The sequence below is a fragment of the Microbacterium sp. PAMC21962 genome, from assembly GCF_019443465.1.
GTDB lineage: Bacteria > Actinomycetota > Actinomycetes > Actinomycetales > Microbacteriaceae > Microbacterium > Microbacterium hominis.
Genome location: NZ_CP080381.1, coordinates 1,619,792 through 1,646,547, shown reverse-complemented (window position 1 = coordinate 1,646,547; position 26,756 = coordinate 1,619,792). Strand labels below are relative to the sequence as shown.

General features: G+C 71.9%; 24 protein-coding genes and 1 tRNA gene. 14 read left to right on the top strand and 11 right to left on the bottom strand.

Features of this window, described 5'->3' with window-relative positions:
* Positions 1-26: 26 nt before the first annotated feature.
* The 3 genes from KY498_RS07955 to KY498_RS07945 all read right to left on the bottom strand — a co-directional run bounded on the left by KY498_RS07955 (position 27) and on the right by KY498_RS07945 (position 3,281).
* Positions 27-1,001: a sensor histidine kinase KdpD gene (locus tag KY498_RS07955; RefSeq protein ID WP_191007994.1), complete on the bottom strand. Its 975-nt coding sequence runs from the start codon at positions 999-1,001 to the stop codon at positions 27-29.
* Positions 998-1,672, bottom strand: coding sequence for a response regulator transcription factor (locus tag KY498_RS07950; RefSeq protein WP_061782320.1), 675 nt, complete (start codon positions 1,670-1,672; stop codon positions 998-1,000). Before KY498_RS07950 ends, KY498_RS07955 begins: the two co-directional genes overlap by 4 nt.
* A 73-nt stretch (positions 1,673-1,745) precedes the next feature.
* Positions 1,746-3,281, bottom strand: a complete 1,536-nt coding sequence (locus KY498_RS07945; RefSeq protein WP_191007995.1) for a PucR family transcriptional regulator — start codon at positions 3,279-3,281, stop codon at positions 1,746-1,748.
* 153 nt (positions 3,282-3,434) lie between these two features.
* Here KY498_RS07945 and gabT point away from each other — a divergent pair, with 153 nt between their 5' ends.
* The 6 genes from gabT to KY498_RS07915 all read left to right on the top strand — a co-directional run bounded on the left by gabT (position 3,435) and on the right by KY498_RS07915 (position 11,626).
* Positions 3,435-4,802 carry a 4-aminobutyrate--2-oxoglutarate transaminase gene (gabT, locus tag KY498_RS07940; RefSeq protein WP_191007996.1) on the top strand — a complete coding sequence of 456 codons (1,368 nt, stop codon included), beginning with the start codon at positions 3,435-3,437 and terminating at the stop codon, positions 4,800-4,802.
* A gap of 152 nt (positions 4,803-4,954) precedes the next feature.
* Positions 4,955-6,316 (top strand): NAD(P)/FAD-dependent oxidoreductase, encoded by a 1,362-nt coding sequence (locus tag KY498_RS07935; protein ID WP_060959222.1) that lies wholly within the window; start codon positions 4,955-4,957, stop codon positions 6,314-6,316.
* Positions 6,313-7,203 (top strand): universal stress protein, encoded by an 891-nt coding sequence (locus KY498_RS07930; protein ID WP_060959221.1) that lies wholly within the window; start codon positions 6,313-6,315, stop codon positions 7,201-7,203. The genes KY498_RS07935 and KY498_RS07930 overlap by 4 nt, the downstream gene beginning before the upstream one ends.
* Positions 7,200-8,762 (top strand): APC family permease, encoded by a 1,563-nt coding sequence (locus KY498_RS07925; RefSeq protein WP_060959220.1) that lies wholly within the window; start codon positions 7,200-7,202, stop codon positions 8,760-8,762. The genes KY498_RS07930 and KY498_RS07925 overlap by 4 nt, the downstream gene beginning before the upstream one ends.
* Positions 8,759-10,216, top strand: coding sequence for an NAD-dependent succinate-semialdehyde dehydrogenase (locus KY498_RS07920; RefSeq protein WP_191007997.1), 1,458 nt, complete (start codon positions 8,759-8,761; stop codon positions 10,214-10,216). The genes KY498_RS07925 and KY498_RS07920 overlap by 4 nt, the downstream gene beginning before the upstream one ends.
* Positions 10,217-10,261: 45 nt before the next feature.
* Positions 10,262-11,626 (top strand): NAD-dependent succinate-semialdehyde dehydrogenase, encoded by a 1,365-nt coding sequence (locus tag KY498_RS07915; protein ID WP_061782323.1) that lies wholly within the window; start codon positions 10,262-10,264, stop codon positions 11,624-11,626.
* A gap of 6 nt (positions 11,627-11,632) precedes the next feature.
* On the opposite strand, the gene KY498_RS07910 is transcribed toward KY498_RS07915, so the two are convergent.
* Complete coding sequence (locus KY498_RS07910) at positions 11,633-14,428, bottom strand: hypothetical protein (protein WP_191007999.1); 2,796 nt, start codon at positions 14,426-14,428, stop codon at positions 11,633-11,635.
* A complete protein-coding gene (locus tag KY498_RS07905) occupies positions 14,425-16,257 on the bottom strand; it encodes an HSP90 family protein (protein ID WP_101305750.1) in 1,833 nt (610 codons plus the stop codon). Before KY498_RS07905 ends, KY498_RS07910 begins: the two co-directional genes overlap by 4 nt.
* Positions 16,258-16,355: 98 nt before the next feature.
* Between KY498_RS07905 and KY498_RS07900 the strand changes: the two genes are divergently transcribed.
* From KY498_RS07900 to rplA, 6 genes are all read left to right on the top strand, one after another.
* On the top strand, positions 16,356-16,790 hold the full coding sequence (locus KY498_RS07900; RefSeq protein ID WP_060959214.1) for a pyridoxamine 5'-phosphate oxidase family protein: 435 nt from the start codon (positions 16,356-16,358) through the stop codon (positions 16,788-16,790).
* A gap of 136 nt (positions 16,791-16,926) precedes the next feature.
* Positions 16,927-16,999 (top strand) — tRNA-Trp (locus tag KY498_RS07895).
* Between the two features lie 94 nt (positions 17,000-17,093).
* Positions 17,094-17,357 (top strand): preprotein translocase subunit SecE, encoded by a 264-nt coding sequence (gene secE, locus KY498_RS07890; RefSeq protein WP_167626531.1) that lies wholly within the window; start codon positions 17,094-17,096, stop codon positions 17,355-17,357.
* A gap of 53 nt (positions 17,358-17,410) precedes the next feature.
* Complete coding sequence (nusG, locus tag KY498_RS07885; RefSeq protein ID WP_191008000.1) at positions 17,411-18,496, top strand: transcription termination/antitermination protein NusG; 1,086 nt, start codon at positions 17,411-17,413, stop codon at positions 18,494-18,496.
* A 143-nt stretch (positions 18,497-18,639) separates the two neighbouring features.
* Entirely contained in the window at positions 18,640-19,071 is a 432-nt protein-coding gene (rplK, locus tag KY498_RS07880) for a 50S ribosomal protein L11 (protein WP_005050009.1), read from the top strand.
* Between the two features lie 13 nt (positions 19,072-19,084).
* Positions 19,085-19,774 carry a 50S ribosomal protein L1 gene (gene rplA, locus KY498_RS07875; RefSeq protein WP_005050012.1) on the top strand — a complete coding sequence of 230 codons (690 nt, stop codon included), beginning with the start codon at positions 19,085-19,087 and terminating at the stop codon, positions 19,772-19,774.
* A gap of 56 nt (positions 19,775-19,830) precedes the next feature.
* On the opposite strand, the gene KY498_RS07870 is transcribed toward rplA, so the two are convergent.
* A complete protein-coding gene (locus tag KY498_RS07870) occupies positions 19,831-20,106 on the bottom strand; it encodes an acylphosphatase (RefSeq protein WP_101305752.1) in 276 nt (91 codons plus the stop codon).
* Positions 20,107-20,129: 23 nt separating this feature from the next.
* The gene (locus KY498_RS07865; protein WP_082808076.1) at positions 20,130-20,756 is read right to left on the bottom strand and encodes a LysE/ArgO family amino acid transporter; all 627 of its coding nucleotides are present in this window, start codon (positions 20,754-20,756) and stop codon (positions 20,130-20,132) included.
* Positions 20,757-20,825: 69 nt separating this feature from the next.
* Here KY498_RS07865 and KY498_RS07860 point away from each other — a divergent pair, with 69 nt between their 5' ends.
* The gene (locus KY498_RS07860) at positions 20,826-21,716 is read left to right on the top strand and encodes a LysR family transcriptional regulator ArgP (RefSeq protein WP_191008001.1); all 891 of its coding nucleotides are present in this window, start codon (positions 20,826-20,828) and stop codon (positions 21,714-21,716) included.
* 1 nt (position 21,717) lies between these two features.
* On the opposite strand, the gene KY498_RS07855 is transcribed toward KY498_RS07860, so the two are convergent.
* The 4 genes from KY498_RS07855 to KY498_RS07840 all read right to left on the bottom strand — a co-directional run bounded on the left by KY498_RS07855 (position 21,718) and on the right by KY498_RS07840 (position 25,924).
* Positions 21,718-22,770 (bottom strand): NADP-dependent oxidoreductase, encoded by a 1,053-nt coding sequence (locus tag KY498_RS07855; RefSeq protein ID WP_191008002.1) that lies wholly within the window; start codon positions 22,768-22,770, stop codon positions 21,718-21,720.
* Positions 22,771-22,905: 135 nt separating this feature from the next.
* Positions 22,906-23,370, bottom strand: coding sequence for a MarR family winged helix-turn-helix transcriptional regulator (locus KY498_RS07850; protein WP_060959208.1), 465 nt, complete (start codon positions 23,368-23,370; stop codon positions 22,906-22,908).
* Positions 23,363-25,066 carry an MDR family MFS transporter gene (locus tag KY498_RS07845; protein WP_191008003.1) on the bottom strand — a complete coding sequence of 568 codons (1,704 nt, stop codon included), beginning with the start codon at positions 25,064-25,066 and terminating at the stop codon, positions 23,363-23,365. The genes KY498_RS07850 and KY498_RS07845 overlap by 8 nt, the downstream gene beginning before the upstream one ends.
* 168 nt (positions 25,067-25,234) lie before the next feature.
* Entirely contained in the window at positions 25,235-25,924 is a 690-nt protein-coding gene (locus KY498_RS07840) for a YqaJ viral recombinase family protein (RefSeq protein WP_082734116.1), read from the bottom strand.
* Positions 25,925-26,245: 321 nt separating this feature from the next.
* Between KY498_RS07840 and rplJ the strand changes: the two genes are divergently transcribed.
* The gene (gene rplJ, locus KY498_RS07835; protein ID WP_060959206.1) at positions 26,246-26,734 is read left to right on the top strand and encodes a 50S ribosomal protein L10; all 489 of its coding nucleotides are present in this window, start codon (positions 26,246-26,248) and stop codon (positions 26,732-26,734) included.
* Positions 26,735-26,756: the final 22 nt, after the last annotated feature.

Genomic DNA, 26,756 nt, shown 5'->3' with positions numbered 1-26,756 from the left:
GCGGCCGGGCGCGGGCCGAGCCGTCGTCAGGCGGCGGGCAGCCGCAGCAGCATCGTCGTCCCGCGCGAGGAGGTCGACTCGATGCCCACCGTGCCGCCCACCGTCGTGGCCGCCTCGCGCACCAGTGCGAGCCCCAGACCGAAGCCCCGCCGCCTCCCCGACTCCGGACCGCGGGCGAACCGCTCGAAGATCCGGTCGCGATCGGCGTCGGAGATGCCGGCGCCGGCATCGTGCACCCGCACCTCGACGGTGTCGCCCGACGTCGCCGCGGAGATCTCGACGGTCGCCCCCGTCGGCGAATGCTGCACGGCGTTGTCCAGCAGCGCCACGCACAGCCGGGTGAGGGTGACGCGCGGCATCCGGACCAGAGCGGCGCTCGCGCCGGTGACGACGACCGCGACCCCGGCCTCCTCGGCGAGCGGCGCGATGGTCGCCGTGGCGGCGGCGATCGCGTCCGCCACCGGCGTGGGGGTGCGCTCCGAGGCGCTGCCCTCCGCGGTCAGCAGCATGTCGGTGAGCACCTCGTCCATCACGGCCGCGTCGGAGCGCAGCGCGGCGAGGGTGGCCGTCAGGTCCTCGCCTCGACGGTGGCGCCGTTCGAGGATCTGCACCCGGCTCGTGAGGGCCGTCAGCGGCGTGCGCATCTCGTGGCTCGCGTCGGCCACGAACCCCCGTTGGAGGCGCAGCGCCGTGGCGAGAGGAGTGACCGCCCGCCGCGCGGCGAACCAGGCGACGAGGGCGAGCAGCACCACGCCCGCCACCCCGAGCGCGATCACCCAGGGCAGCACGTGGTCGACGTCGACCACGATCCGGTCGCCGTCCGGGCCGGGGCGGCCCGCGTCCCCGCCGCCCCGGTGCGCCTCGGGGCGCGCCGACAGCAGCAGGATCGAGACGAGCACGGCGACACCGGCGGTCACCACGACGGCGGAGGCGACGCCCACCAGGACGCCCACGTTCAGCGCCGCGCGGTGCAGGCGGCGGCGGTCGGCGTCGTCGCTCATGCGCTGCTCCCGGCGCGGTAGCCACGGCCCCGCACGGTCTCGATGATCTCGGGCGACGCCTTCCGGCGGATGTAGTGGACATAGGTGTCGACCGAGCTGAGCGCATCGTCCGAGGAGAAGACGGCACCGAGGATCTCGTCGCGCGAGAACACGTGCTCGGGGCTCTCCGCGAGCAGAGCGAGCAGCCGCGCCTCCGTCGCCGTCAGGGCGATGCGCTCCCCGCCCGCCCCGTACAGGGCCGCCGACTCGGCGATGAAGGTCCAGTCGCCGAGGTGGCGCCGCCGCCCCTCCGCCCGGTGGCCGCGCACCAGGGCGCGCAGCCGCGCGAGCAGCTCGTCGAAGTCGAAGGGCTTCACGAGGTAGTCGTTGGCCCCGGCATCCAGACCGTCGACCCGATCCGACACGGCGCCCAGCGCGGTCAGCAGCAGGACCGGTGTCGTCAGGCGGGCGGTGCGCACGGCCTGCACCAGCTCGACGCCGTCGAGCCCGGGCAGGCGGCGGTCGACCACGAGCACGTCGAAGCGTTCGGCCAGCGCGCGGTCGCGGGCCGCGCGGCCGTCCGTGAGGTGCGTGACCTCATAGACCTCCGAGAGCACCTCGACGGTCATCCCGGCGATCGTCGGGTCGTCCTCGACGTAGAGCAGCCGTGGTCGGGCACCGTCGCGCGACATGCGTCCTCCGTTCCTGTCCGCCATCATCCACCCACACGCACGCCAAGAGTCCGCCAAGAATCCCGCGCGCGTCTCAGTCCGACGCGACCAGCGCGGCCCACAGCTCCGCCCGTGCCGGGAACCGGGACAGGTCCACGCCGAGCAGCTGCTGCGCGTGCGCGACGCGGGCGCGCACCGTGTGCCGATGGATGCCGAGGCTGCGCGCCGCCTCGTCGATGCGGGCATCGTGCGCCAGCCACGTGCGCACCGTCTCGATCAGCGCCGTCCCGTGGGCCGCGTCGTGCGCGCGCAGGGGACGCAGGCGCGCGTCGGCCAGGGCCCGCGCGGCGGGGGAGTCGAGGCTCGACAGCACGCCGGCGGCATCCGCGAAGCGTCCCACCCGCCCGGGCGCGGCGGTGCGCAGGGCGGTGAGGGCTTGCGCGTGCGCCCGCGCGAACGCCGCGTACTCGGCGGGCTCCGAGACCCCCACGGCGGCGTCGAGCAGCCCCGAGAGCGCCTCGGCGGCCCGCTCGTCGCCGGCGGGTTCGACGAGGACGATGCCGTCGGAGCTGCGGGCGTAGAACAGGCCGCCGCGCTCGGCCGCGCGCAGCTCGAGCCAGTCGACGGCGGCGTCCGCACGCCCGGGGGAGACGTTGGCCACCGCGACGACGACGGGCGCCGCCGGCAGCGGGCCCCACAGCTCCCGCGACACCCGCCGGGCCAGCTGTGGGTCGTCGGACAGCAGGGTCTGCAGCAGGCCCGTGCGCAGGGCCGAGCGGGCCCGGCCGAGGCCGACGTTCTGTTCGAGGGCGAGCCCGGCCATCGCGATCACCGAGGTCACGACGCTGCGCCCCTCCAGATCGAGGTCGGCGCCCACGATCGCGATGAGGCCGCGCAGGTGGCCGCCGCGGCCGAGCGTCTGCATCGTGACGTGGCGGTCGCCGATGTCGAGGGTCGAGGCGGCGCGCGCGCCGCGGCGGAGGACGGCCCCGGCCTCGGTCGCGAGCGCCGCGAGCGCGGCCTCGTCGAGGGCGTCGGAGGGGGCGCTCTGGGTGAGCGTGCCCGCCGCATCGAACAGCCCGACCCACGCGCCGAGCTGCGCCGCGAGCTCCGCCACCGTCGCGGCGAGCCCGTCGGGGCGCAGGGCGGCGAGCGAGATGGCGCGCTGCGCCGAGAGCGCCCACGTGCGCCGGGCGTACGCCTGGGCGGCGATCGCCTCCGCGTTCGCGCGGGCGAGGGCGATGAACGGGGTGCGGTAGGGCACCTCGAACAGCGGCATCCGCTCGGCGCGGCACGCCTCGACGAGGGCGGGCGGGATGCCGTCGCGGACGACCTCGGTGCCGAAGCCGAGGCCGCGCACGCCGCGGGTGCGCAGCCGTGCGACGTAGGCCGTGTACCCGTCGAGGTCGCCGTCGGGCGCGGGGCCGGCCCCCACGAACTGGGTGCCGGTGGTCAGCAGCAGGAGGTCGTCGGCCAGGAAGGGCGTCGGATCGGCGAGGTCCGAGCTGTGCACCCACCGCAGCGGGGCCTCCAGCGCTCCCGCGTCGAGGTCGTCCGGATCCGACGCGAGGCGCAGATCGAGGTCGCGGCGCGCGAGGAGCGCGCGCAGGGTGGGCTGCGGATCGGTCACGGCGGGGCCTCCTCGGCGCGCTGCGGGGCCGCGCGCGGCGGTGCGGTCTGCGGGTCGACGGGCGCACCCCGCTGTACGCGATGTATGCCCTTCGACTCAGAATGTACACGGCGGAAGGTGTGACGCGGGGCTCGCGGCTCATACGCTCCCGGCATGAGCATCATCGACAGCGCCGTCGTCGGCGGACCGACCCTGGCGCAGGAGCGCCGCCTCGTCACCAGCATCCCCGGCCCCCGCTCGCAGGAGCTGCTGGCCCGCAAGAGCGCCGCCGTCGCCGCGGGTGTCGCGCACACGGTGCCGATCGAGGCCGTCGCCGCGGGCGGCGGGGTCGTCGTGGATGCCGACGGGAACTCGCTCATCGATCTCGGCAGCGGCATCGCGGTGACCAGCGTCGGAAACGCGAACCCGCGCGTCGTGGCGGCCGTGCAGGCCGCGGTCGCCCAGATGACCCACACGTGCTTCATGATCTCGCCCTACGAGTCCTACGTCGCCGTCGCCGAGCGGCTGAACCGGCTGACCCCGGGCGACCACGAGAAGAAGTCCGCGCTGTTCAACTCGGGCGCCGAGGCCGTCGAGAACGCGATCAAGATCGCCCGGAAGGCGACCGGACGTCAGGCCGTCGTCGCCTTCGACCACGCCTACCACGGCCGCACGAACCTGACGATGGCCCTCACCGCCAAGTCGATGCCGTACAAGAGCGGCTTCGGGCCGTTCGCCTCCGAGGTCTATCGGGTGCCCGCGTCCTACCCGTTCCGCGACGGCCTGAGCGGTGCGGACGCCGCGGCCAGGGCCATCTCACTGATCGAGAAGCAGATCGGCGCCGACAACCTCGCCGCCGTCATCATCGAGCCCATCCAGGGCGAGGGCGGCTTCATCGTCCCCGCCGAGGGGTTCCTTCCGGCGGTCGTGGACTGGTGCCGCGCGAACGGCGTCGTCTTCATCGCCGACGAGGTCCAGACGGGCTTCGCCCGCACCGGCGAGATGTTCGCGAGCGACCTGTTCGGCATCGTCCCCGACCTCATCACGACCGCGAAGGGCATCGCCGGGGGCATGCCGCTGGCGGCGGTCACCGGTCGCGCCGAGATCATGGACGCGACCCACGGCGGCGGCCTGGGCGGCACGTACGGCGGCAACCCCGTGGCCTGTGCCGCCGCGCTCGCCGCGATGGACGCGTTCGAGGACGACGGGCTGCTCGAGCGGGCACGAGAGATCGGGGGGATCCTCCGTGCCCGCTTCGAGTCGCTGCAGGGCTCCGACGCCCGCATCGGCGACGTCCGCGGCGCCGGCGCCATGATCGCCGTCGAGTTCGTCGACCCCGCCACGAAGGCACCGGATGCCGCGCTGACCGCGGCGGTCGCCAAGGCGGCGATCGCGCAGGGCGTCATCGTCCTCACGTGCGGCACCTACGGCAACGTCATCCGCTTCCTGCCGCCGCTGACGATCTCGGACGACCTCCTCGCCGAGGGCGTCGACGTGGTCGCCGCCGCCGTCGCCGCCCACGCCGCCGTCGCCGCCCACTGAACCCGCCCCGGCACCACGCCATCACCCCACCCCATGTCCCACTTGCGCCCGGCGATGTCCCACTTTCGGTCTTCCAGAGGCCACTGTGACAGCGCTTATCGGGACATCGTGCGGGAGCACCACGCAACCGGACTCACGACAGAGGAGATACCATGACCGAGATCACACGTGACGTCGTCGTCATCGGAGCGGGAGCGGCGGGCCTGACGGCCGCGAACCAGCTCAAGAAGGCCGGTCTGTCGGTGGCCGTGCTCGAGGCGCGCGATCGCGTCGGCGGCCGGCTGTGGACCGACACGATCGAGGGCGCGATGCTCGAGATCGGCGGCCAGTGGGTCTCGCCCGATCAGGACGCGCTGAAGGAGACCATCGCGGAGCTGGGCCTGGAGACCTTCGACCGCTACCGCGAGGGCGACAGCGTCTACATCGGACCCGACGGGGTGGCCCACCGCTACACCGGCGACATGTTCCCCGTGAGCGCCGAGACCGAGCGGATCATCGCCGAGGTGACCGCGCGCCTGGACGCGATGGTCGCCGAGATCGACCCCGACCGCCCCTGGGCCCACCCGAAGGCCGCCGAGTGGGACACCGTCTCCTGGGATGCCTGGCTGCGCGAGCAGACCGACGACGACGAGGCCATCCGCAACCTCGCCTTCCCGACGGGCTCGGCGATGCTCACCAAGCCGACGCACTCGTTCTCGCTGCTGCAGTCGCTGCTGATGGCGGCATCCGCCGGCAGCTACACCCACCTCGTCGACGCCGACTTCATCCTCGACAAGCGCGTCGTCGGCGGTCTGCAGCAGGTGCCGCTGCTGCTCGCCGAGCGCCTGGGCGACGACGTCTTCCTGGGCCAGCCGGTGCGCACCCTCGAGTACACCGAGGGCGAAGGCGTCGTCGCCGTCGCCGAGGGGGTGACGGTGCGGGCCCGTCACGCGATCCTCGCGCTGGCCCCCGTGCTCTACAACCGCATCTCGTTCGTCCCGCCGCTGCCGCGTCTGCAGCACCAGATGCACCAGCACATCTCGATGGGCTTCGTCATCAAGGTGCACGCCGTGTACGAGACGCCCTTCTGGCGCGAGAAGGGCCTGTCCGGCACCGCGTTCAGCCCCTACGAGCTCTCGCACGAGGCCTACGACAACACGAACCACGGCGACGAGCGCGGCACCCTGGTCGGCTTCGTGTCCGACCGCACCGCGGACGACCTGTTCCGCCTCAGCGCCGCGGAGCGCAAGGAGCGCATCCTCGAGTCGCTGAGCCACTACTACGGCCCCGAGGCGAAGGACCCCGTCGTCTACTACGAGAGCGACTGGGGCAGCGAGGAGTGGACGCGCGGCGCGTACGCGGCATCCTTCGACCTCGGCGGGCTCCACCGCTACGGCGCCGACCTGCGCACGCCCGTCGGGCCGATCCACTTCGCCTGCAGCGACATGGCCGGCGCGGGCTACCAGCACGTCGACGGCGCCATCCGGATGGGACGCGTCGCGGCGCAACAGATCCTCGACGAGATCCGCGCATGAGCGGTCACCTCGTCGTCGGCTACACCGCGACCAAGCCCGGTCGCGACGCCGTCGCGTTCGCCGCGCGGCTCGCGGCGGCCCTGGACGCCGTGCTCGACGTCGCGATCATCCTGCCCAGCGCGGACCGCAGCGTCATCACCCCGCCGGATGCCGGCTACGACCGTCACCTGCACGCGCAGGCCCAGACGTGGATCGCGCAGGCGATCGACCGCATCCCCGCGAACGTCGTGGCGCACGCCCACGTCCGGCCGGCGGAGTCGTTCGCCGAGGGCTTGGTCACCCTCGCCGACGAGCTGAGGGCCTCGTACATCGTGGTCGGCGCCGCCGACGGCGGCTCGCGCGGCCGCCACCGTCTGGGCTCGACGACGACCGAGCTGCTGCACTCCTCCGACGTGCCGGTCGTGCTCGTGCCGCGCGGTGCGCGCAAGATCGCGCCGGAGACCGGCATCGCACGTCTGACGGTGGCGATCGGCACCCGACCCGGCGCCGACGCGCTGATCACCGAGACGGCCGAGCTCGCCGGCGCCATCGGCGCGCCGGTCCGGCTGCTCTCGCTGCTGCCGGTCGACCTGCCGCCGTCGGCCGACACCGCGGCGATCCGCATCGCCGGCACGACCGAAGCCGACGAGGTGCTCGCCGCGGCGCGCGCCGAGCTTCCCGCGGGCCTGCGCACCGACGTGGCGGTCGCCGCGGGCGACAGCATCGAGGAGGCGGTGTCGTACCTCGACTGGCTTCCCGGCGAGGTCGTGCTGGTCGGCTCGAGCCGACTCGCCCAGCCGCGACGGCTGTTCCTCGGCTCCACCGCGGCCAAGATGCTCCACGAGATCACCGTCCCGGTGATCGTCGTCCCCCGCACCCGTTCCCACTCCGAGGAGGCTCGACGATGAGCGCACCCTCCGCATCCGACGCGCCGGCCGTGCCGGCCGAGACCGGCGGCCTGTCCAGCAAAGGGCTGAGCGCCGGCACGATCGGTCTCATCGGCGCCGTCGTCATCGGCATCTCGTGCATCGCCCCGGCCTACACCTTCACGGCGGCCGTGGGGCCCACGGCATCCGCCGTCGGCGCACAGATCCCGGCGATCATCCTCGTCGGCTTCATCCCCATGCTGCTGGTGGCCTTCGGCTACCGCGAGCTGAACAACCGCATGCCGGATGCCGGGACCAGCTTCACCTGGGCGGCGCGCGCGTTCGGCCCGTGGGTCGGGTGGATGGCCGGGTGGGGCCTCGTGGTCGCGACCATCCTCGTGCTGTCGAACCTCGCCGGCGTCGCGGTCGACTTCCTGTTCCTGCTGCTGTCGCAGGTCACGGGCAACGCGGAGATCGCCGACCTGGCCGCGAACACCTGGATCAACGTCGGCGTGTGCCTGCTGTTCATGCTGGCGGCGACCTTCATCTCCTACCGCGACATGCAGACCACCCAGAAGCTGCAGTACGTGCTGGTCACCTTCCAGGTGGCCGTGCTGCTGTTCTTCGCGATCGCGGCGATCGTGGAGGCCGTGGGCGGCAAGGGCTTCGACTTCCAGCCGTTCGACATCGGCTGGTTCAACCCGTTCGCCGTCGGCTCGTTCAGCGCGTTCGCGGCGGGCCTGTCGCTGTCGATCTTCATCTTCTGGGGGTGGGACGTCACTCTCACCATGAACGAGGAGACGAAGGATCCCGAGAAGACCCCGGGCCGCGCCGCGACGATCACGGTGCTCACGATCGTCTCGATCTACCTGCTGCTCGCGGTCGCCATGATCATGTACGCCGGTGTCGGCACGGGCGAGCTCGGCCTCGGCAACGAGGGCATCCAGGAGAACGTGTTCTTCCACCTGTCCGGGCCGATCCTCGGTCCCCTCGCGTTCCTGGTGTCGCTGGCCGTGCTCACCTCCTCGGCGTCGTCGTTGCAGTCGACGTTCGTGGGACCCGCGCGCACGCTCCTGTCGATGGGGCACTACGGCGCGCTTCCGCCCGCGTTCGCCCGGGTGAGCCCGCGGTTCTTCACGCCGGGCTTCGCCACGATCGTCTCGGCGATCGTCGCGTCGGCGTTCTACGCCGTCATGCGCGTCGTGAGCGAGAACACGCTGTGGGACACGATCCTGACCCTCGGCATGATGATCTGCTTCTACTACGGCATCACGGCGTTCGCCTGCGTCTGGTACTTCCGCAAGCAGTGGTTCGACTCGGTGCGCAACGTCTTCTTCACCTTCCTGTTCCCGCTCGTCGGCGGGGCCATCCTCGCCGTCCTGTTCTTCACGACGCTGTTCGACTCGATGGACCCGGCCTACGGGTCGGGGGCCAACGTCGGCGGCGTCGGGATCGTCTTCATCCTCGGCATGCTCATCATCGTGGTGGGCATCGTCCTCATGATCTGGCAGTTCGTGAAGCGCCCCGCCTTCTTCCGGGGCGAGACGCTGTCCACGGACGCCCCCGCCAGCACCCGTCGCCTGAAGGAGGCCGCACGTTGATCAGCGAAAGCGCACTGCTCGAGAAGGTTCCCCGCGGACTGTTCATCGCCGGGGAGTGGGTGGACGGCTCCGCCGGCACCTTCCCGGTGGTCGATCCGGCGACCGGCGACACCCTCGTCGAGATCGCGGACGCGTCGCCCGAGGACGGCATCCGTGCCCTCGACGCCGCGGTCGCGGCGCAGGAGGAGTGGGCGGCCACCGCTCCGCGCGTGCGCAGCGACATCCTGCGCCGGGCGTTCGACCTGCTCACCGCCCGCGCCGACGAGTTCGCCCTGCTGATGACCCTGGAGATGGGAAAGCCCCTCGCCGAAGCGCGCGGGGAGGTCACCTACGGCGGCGAGTTCCTGCGCTGGTTCAGCGAGGAGGCGGTGCGCATCGCCGGCCGCTACGGCTCCAACCCGGAGGGCACCGGGCGGATGATCGTCAGCCAGCGCCCGGTGGGACCGTGCTTCTTCATCACGCCGTGGAACTTCCCGCTGGCGATGGCGACCCGCAAGATCGCTCCCGCGCTCGCCGCGGGGTGCACCGTGGTGGTCAAGCCCGCCGAGCTCACCCCGCTGACGACGCTCGCCTTCGTCGACCTGCTCGTCGAGGCGGGTCTGCCCGCGGGTGTCGTCAACGTGGTCACCACGACGCGCTCGGGTGCACTCTCGGCACCGATCATCGCCGACCCCCGCCTGCGCAAGCTGTCGTTCACGGGATCGACGCCGGTGGGCAAGAAGCTCATCGCGCAGGCGGCCGAGGGCGTGCTCCGGGTGTCGATGGAGCTCGGCGGCAATGCGCCGTTCGTGGTCTTCGACGACGCCGACCTCGACAAGGCGGTCGACGGGGCGATGCTCGCGAAGTTCCGCAACATCGGGCAGGCCTGCACCGCCGCGAACCGCTTCATCGTGCACGAGTCCGTCGCGGCGGAGTTCGCCCGTCGCGTCACCGCGCGCGTGGACGCCATGCGCGTGGGCCGCGGCACGGAGGACGGGGTGCAGATCGGCCCGCTCATCGACCGCAAGGCGGTCGACGGCACCGAGGCGCTGGTGTCGGATGCCGTCTCCCGCGGAGCTCGGCTGCTCACCGGTGGCGAGGCCATCGACGGACCCGGGACCTTCTTCGCCCCCACGGTGCTCACCGACGTCGCCGCCGGCAGCGACATCCTGCGCGAGGAGATCTTCGGCCCGGTGCTGGCGATCGCGACGTTCGGGAGCGAGGACGAGGCGGTGCGCCTGGCCAACGACACGGAGTACGGCCTCGTCTCCTACGTCTTCACCGAGGACCTCGCCCGGGGCCTGCGGATGATCGACCGCCTCGAAACCGGCATGATGGGGCTGAACGCGGGCGTCGTGTCCAACGCGGCGGCACCGTTCGGCGGCGTCAAGCAGTCGGGTATGGGGCGCGAGGGCGGCCTGGAGGGCATCCACGAGTACCTGTCGACGAAGTACACGCTGATCCCCGCCACCTGATCCGAACGCGAACCGAGCACGATCCGACACGAACGGAGAACGACGATGACGTATGCGGTTGTGAACCCCGCCACCGGCGAGACCCTCGCCACCTACCCGGACGCCACCTCGTCGGAGGTCGAGGCCGCCGTCGCGGCCGCCCACGAGGCGGCCCAGACGTGGGGGCGCACCTCGACGCCCGCCGAACGCGCGGCGCTGCTGCGCCGCGTCGCCGAGCTGCACCGCGAGCGCCGCGACGAGCTCGCCGCGATCATCGTGCGCGAGATGGGCAAGCCGCTCGCCGCGGCCGAGGGCGAGGTCGACTTCGCCGCCGACATCACCGAGTTCTACGCCGATCACATCGACGAGATCACCGGCGACCGGCCCCTCGACATCCTGGGGGAGGGCACCGCCGTCATCCGCCGCTCGCCCCTGGGCGTGCTGCTGGGCATCATGCCGTGGAACTTCCCCTACTACCAGGTCGCCCGCTTCGCCGCGCCCAACCTGGCGATCGGCAACACGATCCTGCTCAAGCACGCGCCGCAGTGCCCCGAGTCGGCGGCGGCCATCGCGGCCATGTACGCCGACGCGGGATTCCCCGCCGGCGCCTACGTCGACGTCCGCCTCACGAACGAGCAGGCCGCCGACGTGATCGCCGACCGTCGCGTACACGGCGTCTCCGTCACCGGCAGCGAGCGCGCCGGCGCGGCGGTCGCCGAGATCGCGGGCCGCAACCTCAAGAAGGTCGTGCTGGAGCTCGGCGGCTCGGACCCCTTCATCCTGCTGTCCACCGACGACCTGGATGCCGCGGTGCAGGCGGCCGTCGATGCGCGCCTGGACAACAACGGTCAGTCCTGCAACGGCGCCAAGCGCTTCCTCGTCGCCGACGAGCTGTACGACGGGTTCGTCGAGCGCTTCGCCGCGGCCCTGCAGGCGGCGAAGGTCGGCGATCCGTTCGCCGAGGACACCGTGCTCGGACCGCTGTCGTCCCTGGCGGCCGCGGAGCGGCTGCAGGAGCAGGTCGACCGTGCCGTCGCGCAGGGCGCGACGGTCGTGACCGGCGGCACGCGCGACGGCGCCTTCTTCCCCGGCACCGTCCTCACCGGTGTCACCGCCGACATGGACGCCTACCGCGAGGAGTTCTTCGGTCCCGTCGGCGTCGTCTACCGCGTCAGCGGCGAGGACGAGGCCGTCGAGATCGCGAACGGCACCGAGTTCGGCCTCGGCTCGTACGTCTTCACGACCGACCCCGCGCAGGCCGCCCGCATCGCCGACCGCATCGACGCCGGCATGGTCTACGTCAACATCGTCCTCGCCGACTCGCCCGAGCTGCCGTTCGGCGGCGTGAAGCGCAGCGGCACGGGACGTGAGATGGGCCTGCTCGCCGCCGAGGAGTTCGTCAACAAGAAGCTCATCCGCATCGCGGGCTGAGCCCGGTCAGGCCGGCAGCACCGCCCGGACCTCGGCCGCCTCGGCGTGACGGCCGAGGCCCTCGAGGACGTCGCCCAGCTCGAGGGCGACGGCCTGTCGGAGGGCCTCGGCGTCGTCGGCGTGGTCGAAGGCGGCGCGGTAGACCGCCACGGCGTCGCCGGGCCGGCCGGCCTCGCGCAGCACGCGCGCCGCCAGCAGCTCCGACCCGCCGGCGCCGGCCGGGTCGCCCGCCGCCGCGAACGCGTCCGCGGCCTGCAGGGCGGTCGCGACGGCGTCGTCGACGTCTCCGCGGCCGATCAGCAGACGGGCGCGGGTGTCGAGCACGTCCGCGACGAACCATGCCGCCTCGTGGCGTCGGCCGAGCTCCAGAGCCTCGTCGACCAGGGCGAACGCCTCGTCGTCGCCGCGCTGCTGATGCGCCTGGGCGAGGGTGTGCAGGGCGTCGGCCAGCAGGCCCACCTCGTCGTCGTCGCCGCGGACGATGCCGACGGCCTCGGCGAGCACCTCGATCGCATCGTCCAGGGCGCCGAAGCGTCCGAGCAGGCGGCCCTGCTGCACGAGCGCGTACGCCCGGCCCGCGGCATCCTCGGCCTCCTCGCGGAGATCGGCCGTGTACGCCCACGCTCCCACGGCGTTGCCGTACTCCTCGGCCGCCTGCAGCGCCTGCGCCAGCAGCGCGGCGGTGAGGGCGCGCGAGGCCGGCTCGACGCCGCTCTCGCTCTCCTCGCGGAGCACCTCGTTCAGCGTGTCCACCGCCTCCGCGGCGAACCCGGCGGCGAGCATCGCGCGGCCCTGGCGGAAACGGACGTCCACGCTCGACAGTTCGGCGCCGTCGCGGCGCTCCGCGGCGACCCGGTAGCGGCTGACCGCCGCCGCGGGCGCACCGGCATCCTCGTGCAGCATCGCCGCGAGCAGGAAGGACTCCGAGACGATCACGTCGTCCACGCCGATCGAGACCGCGATCCGCGCCGCCTCGTCGGCGGCGGCGGCGCCCGCGGCGAACTCCTCGACGACACCGTGCAGCCGGGCACGGGTCACCAGGGCGCGCACGCGTCGGCCGTCGTCGACCGCGGGATCGGCCAGCAGCGCGTCGATGACCCGGATGGCGCCGGCGGCGTCGTCGGCGGCCGAGAGCGCGTCCGCCTCGAGCAGCCGCATACCGTGGGCGCGGCGCACGTCGCCGGCCTCGGCGAACAGGGCCGCGGCATCGCGGGCCGGCGCCAGCGCGGCGTCGTGATCGCCCGCCCAGAGTCGGCCGATCGCGACCGTCGACAGCAGATCCGCCCGCTCGGCGATCCGATCCGCCGCCAGGGCGTCGAGCTCGTCCTGCACGCGCGGGAGCGACTCGACCAGGTCGACGCCGAACAGCACGAGTCCGAGCCGCTCCTCCAGTGCCTCCTGCACGTCCAGGCCCGCCTCCCGCAGGATGGCGCGCCGGTCCGCGAGCGCGGCGGACGCCTCGTCGGTGCGGCCGTACGAGGTGAGGGCGGAGACGAGGTGCGAGCTCAGAGCGACCCGTTCCTCCCCGACGGCGTCCGGGAGGGCGGCACGGATGGCGTCGATCGCGGTGCTCGATCCCGCGCTGGCGAGCACGAGCGCGCGCTCCACCCGCTGCTGCGGGGTCTGCGGCTCCTCCGCCGCGACCAGGGTCGAGAACTCGTGGGAGCGGATCGGCACGTCGTAGCGCTCGGCCCCGCTCTCGCGCAGTCGCGCGAGAGCACGGGCATGCGCGTCGGTGCCGTTGCGCGCGTCGAACGCGGCGGCGATGCGGTCGGCTTCGGCCCACGCCCGCGCCGCCAGCTCGGCGGCCGACCACGGTCCGTCGTGCGGGCCGAGCACGGCCACCAGCTCGGCCGCCTCCGAGCCGCGCACGGGCGTGTCGGGGTGCCCGCCCGCGGCGACCGCGTCGAGGCCGACGGCGAACGCGGCCAGGGCGGTCTCGTGCGCCGCGGCATCCAGCCCGTCGTGCACCAGCCACGGGAGGTGCTTCTCGACGAGGGCCAGGGTGCGGGCGTCGTTGCCGGTGACGGCGCAGAAGACCACGTTGTCCGCGATGATCGCGAGGTTCGCGGGGTTGTCCTTGGCCAGCCGATAGCTGCGCAGGTGCGCGGCGCGCGCCTCGTCCAGCATCCCGGCGCGCAGGTACGGCAGCAGGATGCGGGCGAGCGCGTGCTCCGGCTCCTCGCCGCACGAGAAGCCGCCCTCGATCATCTCCTGCACGAGGCGGATCGCGTCGTCCTCTCGTCCCGTCTCGGCGAAGAATCCGGCGAACTGACTGCGCACGCACGCGTCGCAGTGGCTGTAGTCGTCTCGCGGGGTCGCCTCCAGTCGCTGCTGCAGGGCAGCCGCCTCCTCGACACGGCCCGCCGACCAGGCGTCCTCGAAGCGCGCCATGAGCACGCCCGACTCGCCGACGCCGGCACGGCGGTAGTGCTCCGCCATGTCGTCGAGCACCGCCGCGATCTGCGCGGGGGCGAACTCGGGCGAGTTGGAGAGCGCGCCGGCCATCCACTTGTAGTGCCAGAGAAGGTCGCCGGCGGGTTCGAGCACGGCCGGGAAGCGCTCCGGGTCGGCGTCGTGATGGGCCAGGCACCACGCGAACGAGGTGAGCATCAGGTCGGTGTCGCCGGCCATGTTGGCGCTCGATGTCTGCCGCAGCCGGGCCTCGTACTCGAGCCGCTCGTCACCGCTCTCGCGCGCCAGCGACACGGCGTCCGCGACGAGCGCGCGTTCGGCGGGACCCCACGGCGTGCGGTCGATCTCGTCGAAGAGCGTGCGGACGCGGGAGGCGAAGCTGGTCATGATTCTCCTTCGGGGGATGCGGATGCCGCCGGGTCGTCGGCGTGCAACGCACGGCCGAGCAGCTCCGAGAGCGAGGTCGTCATCAGTGCGCGGTCGGCCGCGCCGAGCGGGTGGTGGCCGGCCAGCAGCGACTGGACGTACAGCAGGTGGATGCCGAGGTCGAACACCCGGCCGTCCGGGGCCGATCCGAGTCGGCGCACGAGCGCGTTGGTCCAGTTCAGACACAGCCGCGCGGCGGGGGCGCCGTCGGCGGGCGCGCCGCCGACGACCGCGGCGGCGCGATCGAGCACGCCGCCCCACAGCGCACCGCCGGCGCTGCGGGCACGGCCGCGATCGAGCGCGCGCAGCACGGCGGGGTCGGAGACGAACAGGCCCGGCAGCTCGCCGCGCGCGAAGGAGCGGACCATCACGTCGACGTCGGGCAGCGCCGCCGCCGCGCGGCGTTCCAGCTCCAACGCGGCGGCGCGGTCGTCCAGAGGCGGCAGATCGAGCCGGTCGATCTCGTCCAGCACCTCGATGCGCTCGACGGTGACGTGGGGGAAGACGTCGGGGAGGCGTCGGATCAGATCGGCGTCGTAGACGTAGCCGCCGTCGACCAGCACCCCGCCGTCGTCGATGACGCTCGCCACCTGGCGGAACTCGTCGACGGTCTCGGCGTAGCGCACGTGCGGGAACCGGCGCACGAGCTCCTCGATCCGCAGCCGGCCCTGCGTGGTCTCCACCGACAGCCAGCGGACGATGAAGCGGGCGAGCTCGTCGTCGTGGCGGACGAGCGCCTTGAGGGCGACCTCGTGGATCGCGACGAACTGGGCGAGACGGGCGGGATCGCTCAGTGCGAGGTCGAGGATCCACCGGCGGATGCCGTCGCCCAGCTCCCGACGGGTCTGCTCCAGCGCGTCGTCGTCGACCAGCGCCTCCCGGCTCGCGGTCGGGTGCAGTCCCTCCGAGTCGATGACGGCGCGCGCGAAGAACGCCCAGTCGGGGAGGATGTCGTCGGCGCGCTCGGTCAGCAGCATCCGGCGCAGGTACACGCGGGTGCTCTGCCGCGCCGACGGCGGCGGCGCGAACGGCAGCACGTAGGCGACACCGCGGGTCTGCGTCGCCGGCACCGTCAGCGCGATGACGTCCAGCGGTTCCGCACCGAGGAGGTCGCGGCCGTAGGCCAGCCGCGTCTCGCGGTCGGCGGACAGGAACGGGGGCGCGGTGGTGATCGTCGTCTCGCCGCCGGCGGGCAGGTCGACCGCGATCGTCACGGGCAGGTAGGCGGCGAAGGTCTCGGCGAGCTCGAGCACCGTCGCGGTCTCCACGAGGGCGCGCGTCTCGGCGCGGGGGGAGAGGTGCACGCTGGTGCCGACGGGGGTCTCCGGCGCGCCGGGGCCGACCGTGAAGGTGCCGTCGGAGCGGCCCACCCACTCGACGGCCTCGCCGGCGGCGGCGCTGCGCGAGCGGATGACGATGGTGTCGCAGACCATGAAGCACGACAGCATTCCGATGCCGAACTGGCCCAGGTAGTCGCCGCGCGGCAGGTCGAAGATGTCGCGCTTGGAGCTGCGCCCCACGGTCGCCAGCAGATCGGCGACCTCGGCGGCGGTGAGACCGACGCCGTCGTCGCGGAGGACGAACTCGTCGGATGCCGCACTCACCGGCGTGATCCGCACGCGCCCGCCCCCGCCGTCGACGCCGCGGCGCGCGGCGATCGCGTCGACCGCGTTCTGCAGGAGCTCGCGCAGATACACGCGGGGGCCGGAGTAGATGTGCCGGCTGAGCAGATCGATGACTCCGCGCAGGTCGACCTGGAACTGATGGGCGGCGTTCTCGTTCAGCGTCATACCTCGGGGTGGAGCATCGGGGATACCTCCAGGCTATTCGAGAATTTGCCCGGCGCGCGGGGGTGGCGCCGCGCGCGCCGGCGGAGCAGGATGAGGCCATGGACACCTCGGATGCGGTCAGCTTCCTCGATGACCGGCAGTGCTGGCAGCGACTCGCCGAGCAGGAGCTCGGCCGCCTGGTCACCCACGTCGGCGACGTCCTGGACATCTTCCCGGTGAACTACATCCTCGACGGGGAGAGCATCGTCTTCCGCACCGCCGAGGGCAGCAAGCTGACCGAGCTCACGATCAACGACGGCGTGCTCTTCGAGGTCGACGAGTACAGCGACACCGACGCCTGGAGCGTGGTGGTGCGCGGCCACGCCCACCGCCTGACGACGGCCGACGACGTGCGCGCCGCGGACGAGCTCGGGCTGCGCCCGTGGATCCCGACGGTGAAGTACAACTACGTCCGCGTCGTGCCGGCATCCCTGTCCGGACGCGACTTCCGCCGGGGGCCGGAACCCGATCGGTACGGTGTGCAGGAGTACTGACGGTTCGCGCGTCCAGATGGCATGACGTACACTGGACAGTGCACTTGAAGTCTGCATTCTTTTGCCGTGCCCGCGTGGTTCCCGCGTGGTCCTCGAGCACGGGAGGCGGATTTCACCCTGGGATCCCCGGATCTCTAGGGCGGTAGCTCAATTGGCAGAGCAGCGGTCTCCAAAACCGCAGGTTGCAGGTTCGATTCCTGTCCGCCCTGCGCGTCAGCGATCAGTTGACACAGCAGGCGCGCCGGTCCACGCCGGCGCGGAAGCAAGTCCGAGAACGTCCGAGCACGTCACATGGGTGGGTACATGGTCCAGGAAGAGGCGCACGGCGAGGTCGTCGCAGCAGGCGGCACGCCCCGCGAGAAGAAGCTGAACTTCTTCCAGCGGATCGCGCTCTTCATCCGCCAGGTCTTCGGCGAACTCCGCAAGGTGGTCACGCCGACCCGCCAGGAGCTCCTGAAGTTCACCGGTGTCGTCCTCGGCTTCGTCGTCGTGATGATGGCCGTCGTGTACAGCCTCGACTTGCTCTTCACCTGGGTGGTGCAGGTCGTCTTCGGCGTGCCGAGCTGATCCAGCCGACGCCCGAGCTGTCACCGCACGACCCCCGAGGGAAGAGGACATACGTGTCTGAGAAGTACACCGACGACGTCGACTGGGCCACCGCCGCCGAGCAGTCCAGTGAAGACGACGAGGCGCAGGAGGGCAACGTCCTCGCCGCCGAGGAGCGCGCCTCCGCGCCCGCGGAGCACCTCGCCGTCCACGTGGTCGACGACGAGGACGCGGCCGTCGACGACGACGAGTACGACGACATCGACATCGAAGACCCGGAGGCAGACGCCATCGTGAACGACGCACTGGAGATCGACGAGGCCGCCGAGGCCGAAGCCGCCGCCGAGGTGCTCACCGACGCCCTCGCCGAGGAGGAGGCCGACGCGGCCGCTCACGCCGCCGAGGAGATCGCGCCCTACGACGGACCCGACGTCAACGGCGAGCCCGACGCCCCCGTGCTGGACGAGGAGTTCGTCGCCGAGGTCGAGACCGCCGGCGAGGTGGTCGAGGCCGCCGAGGACGACGCCGACGCCGCACCCGAAGACCCCTACGAGGCGTTCCGCACCGAGCTGCGGTCGCTTCCCGGCAAGTGGTACGTCATCCACTCGTACGCGGGCTTCGAGCGCAAGGTGAAGGCCAACATCGAGCAGCGCAAGAACTCGCTCGAGGTCGAAGAGGACATCTACCAGGTCGAGGTCCCCATGGAGGACGTCGTCGAGATCAAGAACGGTCAGCGCAAGATGGTCACGCGCGTCCGGATCCCCGGCTACGTGCTCGTGCGCATGGAGCTCAACGAGGACACGTGGTCGGTCGTGCGTCACACGCCCGGCGTCACGGGCTTCGTGGGCAACGCCCACAACCCGACGCCGCTGCGTTTCGAGGAGGCCTTCAACATGCTGAAGTCCCTCGTGCAGATCACCGAGACGGCGCCCGTCAAGGGCGGCGGGGCCAAGGGCTCCGCGACCCAGGCGCGCAGCGTCATCACCGAGGTCGACTTCGAGATCGGCGAGACGATCACGATCAAGGAGGGCTCGTTCGCGGGTCTTCCCGGCTCGATCAGCGAGATCAAGCCGGAGAGCGGCAAGCTCACGGTGCTCGTCTCCCTCTTCGAGCGCGAGACGCCGGTCGAGCTGTCGTTCGACCAGGTCACCAAGCAGTGATCGCCACCGGATGCCGCGGCATCCGGTAGAATCATCAGGTTGCGCGCTCGTCGCGCGACCTCCCCACCACCTTTCGGGTCCGCCGATCGCGTGGAAGCGCGCCCCGATGCTCCGGCCACGGGCGCTCGACAGAAGGAAAGAGAATGGCACCGAAGAAGAAGGTGACCGGCCTGATCAAGCTTCAGATCAACGCCGGTGCCGCCAACCCGGCGCCGCCGATCGGCCCCGCGCTCGGTCAGCATGGCGTCAACATCATGGAGTTCTGCAAGGCGTACAACGCCGCGACCGAGTCGCAGCGCGGCAACGTCATCCCCGTGGAGATCACCGTCTACGAGGACCGCAGCTTCACGTTCATCCTGAAGACCCCGCCCGCCGCGGAGCTCATCAAGAAGGCCGCCGGCGTGCAGAAGGGCTCCAAGACCCCGCACACCGTCAAGGTCGCGAAGCTCACCAAGGACCAGGTCCGTCAGATCGCCGAGACGAAGATGCCCGACCTGAACGCGAACGACATCGAGGCCGCCTCGCTGATCATCGCCGGCACCGCCCGCTCCATGGGCATCACGGTCGAGGACTGAGGGGGAACGCACAATGGCTAAGTCCAAGGTTTACGAAGCAGCCGCGGCGAAGATCGACCGCGACAAGTTCTACACGTCCACCGAGGCCGTGAAGCTCGCGAAGGAGACGGGGTCGAAGAAGTTCGACTCGACCGTCGAGGTCGCCCTCAAGCTCGCGGTCGACCCGCGCAAGGCGGACCAGATGGTCCGCGGCACGGTCATCCTCCCGCACGGCACGGGCAAGACCGCCCGCGTCATCGTGTTCGCGACGGGCCCGGCTGCCGAGGCCGCCATCGCTGCGGGCGCGGACGAGGTCGGCGGCGCCGAGCTCATCGAGAAGGTCGCCGGCGGCTGGACCGCGTTCGACGCGGCCGTCTCCACGCCCGAGCTCATGGGCCAGGTCGGACGCCTCGGCAAGGTCCTCGGTCCCCGTGGCCTCATGCCGAACCCCAAGACCGGCACCGTGACCCCCAACCCGGCCAAGGCCGTCGAGGAGATCAAGGGCGGCAAGATCGAGTTCCGCGTCGACAAGCACGCCAACGTGCACTTCGTCGTCGGCAAGGCCTCCTTCACGGCCGAGCAGCTGGAGGAGAACTTCACCGCCGCGGTCGAGGAGATCGTGCGCCTCAAGCCCTCGAGCTCGAAGGGCCGCTACATCCAGAAGGGCGCCGTGTCGACCACGTTCGGCCCCGGCATCCCGCTGGACGTCAACTCCCTGGTCTGATCCTCGGATCGACCTCACGACGGGGCTCCACCTTCGGGTGGGGCCCCGTCGTCGTCTCAGCCGTCCCGGCGGATCTCGAAGACGCCGGAGCCCTCGGGCGCGATCTGCTCGACCTGCACGTCGTCGACCCAGCCGCCGCGCGGGCCGCGGCGGGCCCAGTCCACGACGTCGGCCACGGCCGCATCGCTGCCCTCCACCTCGGCCTCGACGCTGCCGTCGGGGCGATTGCGCACCCATCCGGTGGCGCCGACGCGCGCGGCGACGGCTTCCATCGTGAATCGGTACCCGACGCCCTGCACGCCGCCGCGGGCGACGAGGTGGACACGCATCATCCCTCCATCCTGCCCGCACCGCGTCAGCGGGGCCAGACGAGGCTCACCGCGAGGGCGATCATCACGACCGCGATCACGCCGTCGACGATGCGCCAGGAGCGCGGCGTGGCCAGCCGGCGCCCCAGATGACGGGCGCCGAGGGCGAGCGAGAAGAACCAGAGGACGGATGCCGCGGCGGCCCCCGCGGCGAACCACCAACGGTCCGCGCCGTGCGTGTTCGCGACGGAGCCGAGGAGGAACACGGTGTCGAGGTAGACGTGCGGGTTGAGCCAGGTGAGCGCGAGGCACGTCAGGACGATCGGTGCGAGCCGCGGCGCGCGCTCGGCGTCGCGGGGCCCCTCATCGGACACCTGCAGCGCCGCGTGCGCCGGACGCAGCGCCCGGCGCGCCGCGAGCAGCCCGTAGCCGCCGAGGAAGAGGGCGCCCGCCCACCGCACGGCGTCGATGAGCCAGGGGACGGCGTGCAGGATCGCGCCGATGCCGGAGACGCCGACCGCGATGAGCACGGCATCCGACAGTGCGCACACGAGGGCGACGGCCACCACCCGCTCGCGGCGGATGCCCTGGCGCAGCACGAAGAGGTTCTGCGCGCCGATCGCGACGATGAGCGACAGGCCGAGGCCGAAACCGGCGAGGACGGTGGGGAGCACGGCTTCGACGCTAGGAGGCTCCTCGTGATCAGTCCAGGTGACGATTCTCACGCCTCGTAAGCTGAGCTTATGTCACGCATCTCGCCCGAGCTGGCGCTCACCCTCGCGACGGCCGTCGAGGAGGGGACGCTGGAAGCCGCCGCGCGTCGACTGCACCTCACCCCCTCCGCCGTCAGCCAACGCATCCGGGCGCTCGAGGACGCGCTCGGACAGGTGCTCCTCGTGCGGACGAAGCCGGTGCGCGCGACGCCGGCAGCGCACGGTGTCGTCCGCTACGCCCGCCAGCTCGCGCTCCTCGAGGCCGACGCGATCGCGGAACTGGGCGCGGATGCCGCCACGACGCGCGTGCCCCTCGCCGTGAACGCGGACTCCCTGGCGACCTGGTTCCTCGCCCCGCTGGCACGGTTGAGCGCGCGCCATCCGGTGGTCTTCGACCTGCACCGCGACGATCAGGACTTCACGGCGGGCCTGCTCGAGTCGGGCACGGTGATGGGGGCGGTCACCTCGCGTGAGCAGCCCGTCGGCGGATGCCGGGTCAGCCCGCTCGGGGAGCTCGTCTACGAGGCGGTCGCGACCCCGGCCTTCCGCGATCGGTGGCTGACCGGCGACGCCGACGGCGACCGCGACGGGCTGCGGCGGGCGCCGGTGATCGACTTCGACCGCCGCGACGACCTGCAGACGCGCTGGTTGACGGCCCGGGGCGTGGACCCCACCGCCCCGCCGCGCCACCGCGTGCCCGCGTCGCACGACTTCGCGACGGCCGTCCAACTCGGGTTGGGATGGGCTCTGCTGCCGCGCCTGCAGTCGCGCGAGGCCCTCGCCTCCGGCGCCCTCGTGCCGCTGGGCGGACCAGAGGTGGCGGTGGCGCTGTTCTGGCAGCAGTGGAACCTGCGCTCGCCCCTGCTCGACGCGGTGGCGGGGGAGATCGTCGCGGAGGGACGCCGCGTGCTGTCGCGGTGAGTCAGCAGTCGCCGACCGCGAGGACGATCTTCCCGCGGGTGTGACCCCGCTCCACCTCGCGGTGCGCCGTCGCGGCCTCGCCCAGGTCGTAGACGTGGTCGACGAACACGCGGATCGCGCCCGAGTCGAGCAGACGCGCCAGCGTCGCCAGGACGGTGCCGTCGGGGACCACCTTGTACGAGGTGGTCCGCACGCCCGCGGCCGCGGCGGCATCCGCGTACTGCGGCCAGCCCCCGGTGGGCACGAGGACGTATAGGCCGCCCGGGCGCAGCACGCCCAGCGACCGGGTGCCCGTGTCGTCGTGCACGTTGCCGACGAGGTCGATGACGACGTCGACGGTGCCGACGACGTCTTCGAAGCGCGTGGTCGCGTAGTCGATGGCGACGGATGCCCCCAGCTCGCGCAGCCACGCGAGGTTGCCGGCCGATCCGGTGGCGATCACCTGTGCGCCGAAGTAGGCGGCCAGCTGCACCGCGAAGTGGCCCACACCGCCCGCGCCGGCGTGGATGAGCACCCGCTGGCCCTCGTGGGCGTGCGCGGTCTCGACGACGAGCCCCCACGCGGTGAGCGCCGCCAGCGGCACGGCCGCGGCCTCGGCGTGCGAGAGCGACGCGGGCTTGCGCGCGACGGAGAGGGTGGGCACCACGACGTAGTCCGCGTACGATCCGCCGGAGCGGGGGAAGGGGGTCATCCCGAACACCTCGGTGCCGGGAGGGAACGGGTGCGACTCGTAGGGCGCCGAGACGACGACGCCGCTGAAGTCGAAGCCGAGCGTGCTCGGGAACGCGTCGATGGCCCCCGACACCCCCGCGCCGGAGCGGGTCTTGGCGTCGATGGGATTGACCCCGGCGGCGACCACGCGCACGAGGAGCTCGCTCAGCACGGGAGCCGGCACGGGGATCGTGGCCTCGTGCAGCACCTCCGCGCCGCCGACCTCGTCGAAGACCATCGCGCGCATGTCCCGGGGGATCTCGGGGACGGCGGCGGTGTGGGCGGCATCCGCTGCCGCGGCGCCCCGCAGAGGCCGGAATCGGGTGAGACGGTGAGAGACCATCGGGTCGCTCCTTCCCGTGCGTGTCGGCGTTGGCTGCACGTGCGGCCGGGGAGGCGTGGTGCCCCCGTGCCGACCAGTCAACCCCGGCGATGTCTCCGCCGTGTTACGCGAGTGCTACCGGGCCGCTAAGCGTCGTCAGCGGCGCGTGACGCTCTCGCCGAGCGCATGCAGCAGGCGGGTCAGCGCGTGGATGTCGTCGAGGGGCCAGTCCACGATCGCATCCAGCAGCAGGCCCTGCTGCGGGGCCCGCGCGGCCTCGAGGCGCCCCCGGCCCTCGGCCGTGGCGGACAGCAGGCTCGAGCGGCCGTCGGCGGGGTCGGGGGCGCGCGAGATGAGGCCGAGGCTCTCCAGCTCGCGGATCGTCCGGCTCAGCTGGCCCTTGTCCATCATGAGGTGATCGGCGAGCGTGGACAGGGTCACGCCGTCGCGGCGGGCGATGGTCGTGAACACCTTGTACGCGCCCGGCAGCAGACCCGGGCTCACCCGGTTCGCGATCTCGCTGATCACCCGTTGGAAGCGGGTGATCAGCTCCCCGAACTCGGCCTCCAGCTCCCGCACCGCGTCGGTACGGGAGCTGGAGGCTGCGGAGGTCTCAGCCATCGTCGCGGGTTCCCGTGCGCACGGTGCGCACCGATCCGGTCGCGGTCAGCGTCTCCATGGCCTCCGGGACGGAGACGGTCGCGAGGTCGGCCTCGCTCGCCTGCAGGCGCTCGACGGTGGTCATCGTCGTGAGCGGCTTGTTGGGGAGGAAGACGATCGCGATCAGCGAGATCACGGCGAAGGGGACGGCGATCAGGAAGGAATGGGAGATGCCGTTGGCGTAGATGTCCTCGAACACGACACGAAGCGTATCGGGCATCGCCGAGACCTTGGGCAGCGATCCGGACTGCAGCTGCTGCCCCCAGTACTGGGCCTGGTCGCCGAGCCCCATCACGGCGGCGGTGATCTCCTCCTTGCGCTCGGCGACGAGGTCGACCACGCGCGCGGCGAGGGCGGCGCCCATGACCGAGACGCCGATGGTCCCGCCGAGGCTCCGGAAGAACGTCACACCGGAGCTCGCGACACCGATCTCCTCCGGACGGGTCGTGTTCTGCACGACCAGCACGAGGTTCTGCATCGTCATGCCCACGCCCGCACCGAGCAGGAACATGTACACCGAGACGAGGAAGAAGTCCGTGTCGAAGTGGATCGTCGACAGCAGCGACGAGCCGGCGATCAGCAGCACGGCGCCGACGATGAGGTACGGCTTCCACGTGCCGTAGCGGGTCACCAGCGTGCCGACGCCGACCGAGGCGACCAGGAGGCCGCCGATCATCGGGATCGTCATGAGCCCGGCCTCGGTCGGGGTCGCCCCGCGCGCCAGCTGCATGTACTGGCTGAGGAACACCGAGGCGCCGAACATGGCGATGCCGGTGGCGATGGAGGCGATGACCGACAGCGTGAACGTGCGGTTGCGGAACAGCGTCAGCGGCACGAGCGGCTCGCGCGAGCGCAGCTCGACGATGACGAACAGGATCGCGGCGAGGATCGCGCCGCCGACCATCAGCACCGTCGTGAGGCTCCACCAGTCGTTGTTGCCGAGATCCCACCAGTCGCCGGTCTTGGTCGTGCCGGCGTTGGTGACCCAGACCAGCAGCAGCGAGACGGCGGCCGACAGCAGCACGATGCCGAGGTAGTCGATCGTCGTCTTCTTCTTCGGGCGGGCCGGCACGTGCAGGGTCGCCTGGACGAGCACGAGGGCGACGACGGCGACCGGAAGCGAGACGAAGAAGTTCCAGCGCCAGCCCCAGGCATCCGTGATCACACCGCCCAGCAGCGGCCCGCCGATCGTGGCGAGCGCCATCACCGCGCCGAACAGGCCCATGTAGCGGCCGCGCTCGCGCGGGCTGATGATGTCGGCCATGAGCACCTGGCTGAGCGCGGCGAGGCCGCCGGCGCCGATGCCCTGCACGGCGCGGAACGCGATGAGCATCTCGGGGCTCTGCGAGAATCCCGCGGCGGCGGTCGCGAGCACGAAGATCACGATCGCGAGCTGGTAGAGCACCTTGCGGTTGGTGAGGTCGGCGAGCTTGCCCCAGATGGGGGTCGAGATCGCCGTCGTGAGCAGGGTCGCCGTGACGACCCACGTGAAGGCGGCCTGGTTGCCGTCGAGGTCGTGGATGATCACGGGCAGCGAGCTGGAGACGACGGTCGAGGCCAGCATGGACACGAACATGCCCAGCAGCAGACCGGACAGGGCTTCGAGCACCTGCCGATGGTTCATGCGCGGTGCGCCGTCGGTGAGGGTTTCTGACATAGGGGTGCTTCCTGGAGGTACGGCGATGCGGAGGAGTCGCCGGGGGCGACGGGATGGTTGATCTCAGTCAACGTTTGAGCTGGGTCAACTATATGAGCAACGTTGACCTGCGTCAACTATTCCCGACCCGGCTCTGCCCGTGCCGAGGCCCCGGCATCCGGCGGGCGGTCAGTCGGCGAGGGCGAGGGCGCGGAACGGCTCGCGGGCGCGCGGTGCGGCGGCATCGGCCGGCGCCGCCCCGACCCGGCGCGCGGTGGTGCGGCGGTAGAGCTCGTCGATCAGCTCGGTCGCGAGGCGCACGAGGTTGCCGATCTCCCGCTCGTCGCGGTCGACCCAGGCGCACCGGGGCTCGTCGCCGACGGGCACGAACCCGTCGTGCTCCTCCCACACGACCAGGGTGCGCTCGGCACCCAGCACGTGCTGCTGCCACCACACCTGACGCAGGTAGGTGCGGGGGATCGAGCGCCACGTCTTGTTCGTGGTCTTGATCTCCGCGAGCACGACACGACCGTCCTGATCGACCGTGATGCCGTCGGGGGTCGCGAGGTGGCGCTTCTCGACGACGGCGTGGAAGAGGGCCGACGAGGGGTGGATGCCGTGCGTCGCCGCGACCCAGGCGGCGATCTCCGGCTCGCGGCGACGTCCGTGGTCGGTGTACGCGTTGCCCGAGAAGCCGCGCCCGGCGCCGAGCTTGGCGTCGGCCGCGCGCGCGATGGCGGCGGGACTCGTCAGCTGAGCGACATCCGTCGCCGTGATGCCGCGCGAGCGGGCGCGCATCCAGCCCACGCGGTCGCGCGAGTCGGCGACGATGCGGGAGGCCAGTTCCGGGGCGATGCGTGCGAAGGCCTCCGGAGTCATGACATCGAGGCTAACCCGCGCCGTCGACAGCCGGGCCCCGCGACACCCGCGCCGCCCGGATTTGGCGACGGTGCCGGCGTCGCCTATGCTGGGGGAAGCCAAAGACCGCTGGTCTCGGCGTGCGCGCAAGCGGATGCCGACGAAGCTCTGCATCGCAGGGGCCCGCGCAGGTGTCACAGACAGTACCGGGAAACCGGACACGAAGCTCCGTGCGCTTGCGCCGGAGCTTTTTCTCGTTGTGCGGGGTCCGTATCGCAGGACAGCCGGTCGAGGCCGACGCTCCGCCACCGCGGGGTGTCACGTTCACATCAAGGAGTGACCATGGCGCAGAAGGATGCATCGGTCGCCGAGCTCACGAAGAACTTCGAGAACTCGACTGCCGTTCTGCTGACCGAGTACCGCGGTCTGACGGTCGCCCAGCTCAAGCAGCTGCGCAACAGCATCCGTCAGGACGCGAGCTACGCCGTGGTGAAGAACACGCTGACCAAGATCGCCGCGAACAACGCGGGGATCACGGCGCTGGACGAGGACCTCAAGGGGCCCTCGGCCGTCGCGTTCGTGCACGGCGACTTCGTCGCCACCGCGAAGGCTCTGCGTGACTTCGCCAAGGCCAACCCGCTTCTCGTGATCAAGGGCGGCGTCTTCGAGGGCAACGCCCTGAGCGCCGACGAGGTCAACAAGTACGCCTCCCTGGAGAGCCGTGAGGTTCTGCTGGCGAAGGCGGCGGGCATGATGAAGGCGACGATGGGCAAGGCTGCGGCCACCATCGACGCGCTTCGCGAAAAGCTGGAGACCGCCGAGGCCGCGTAAGCGACCGGCGAGCTCTTTCCCA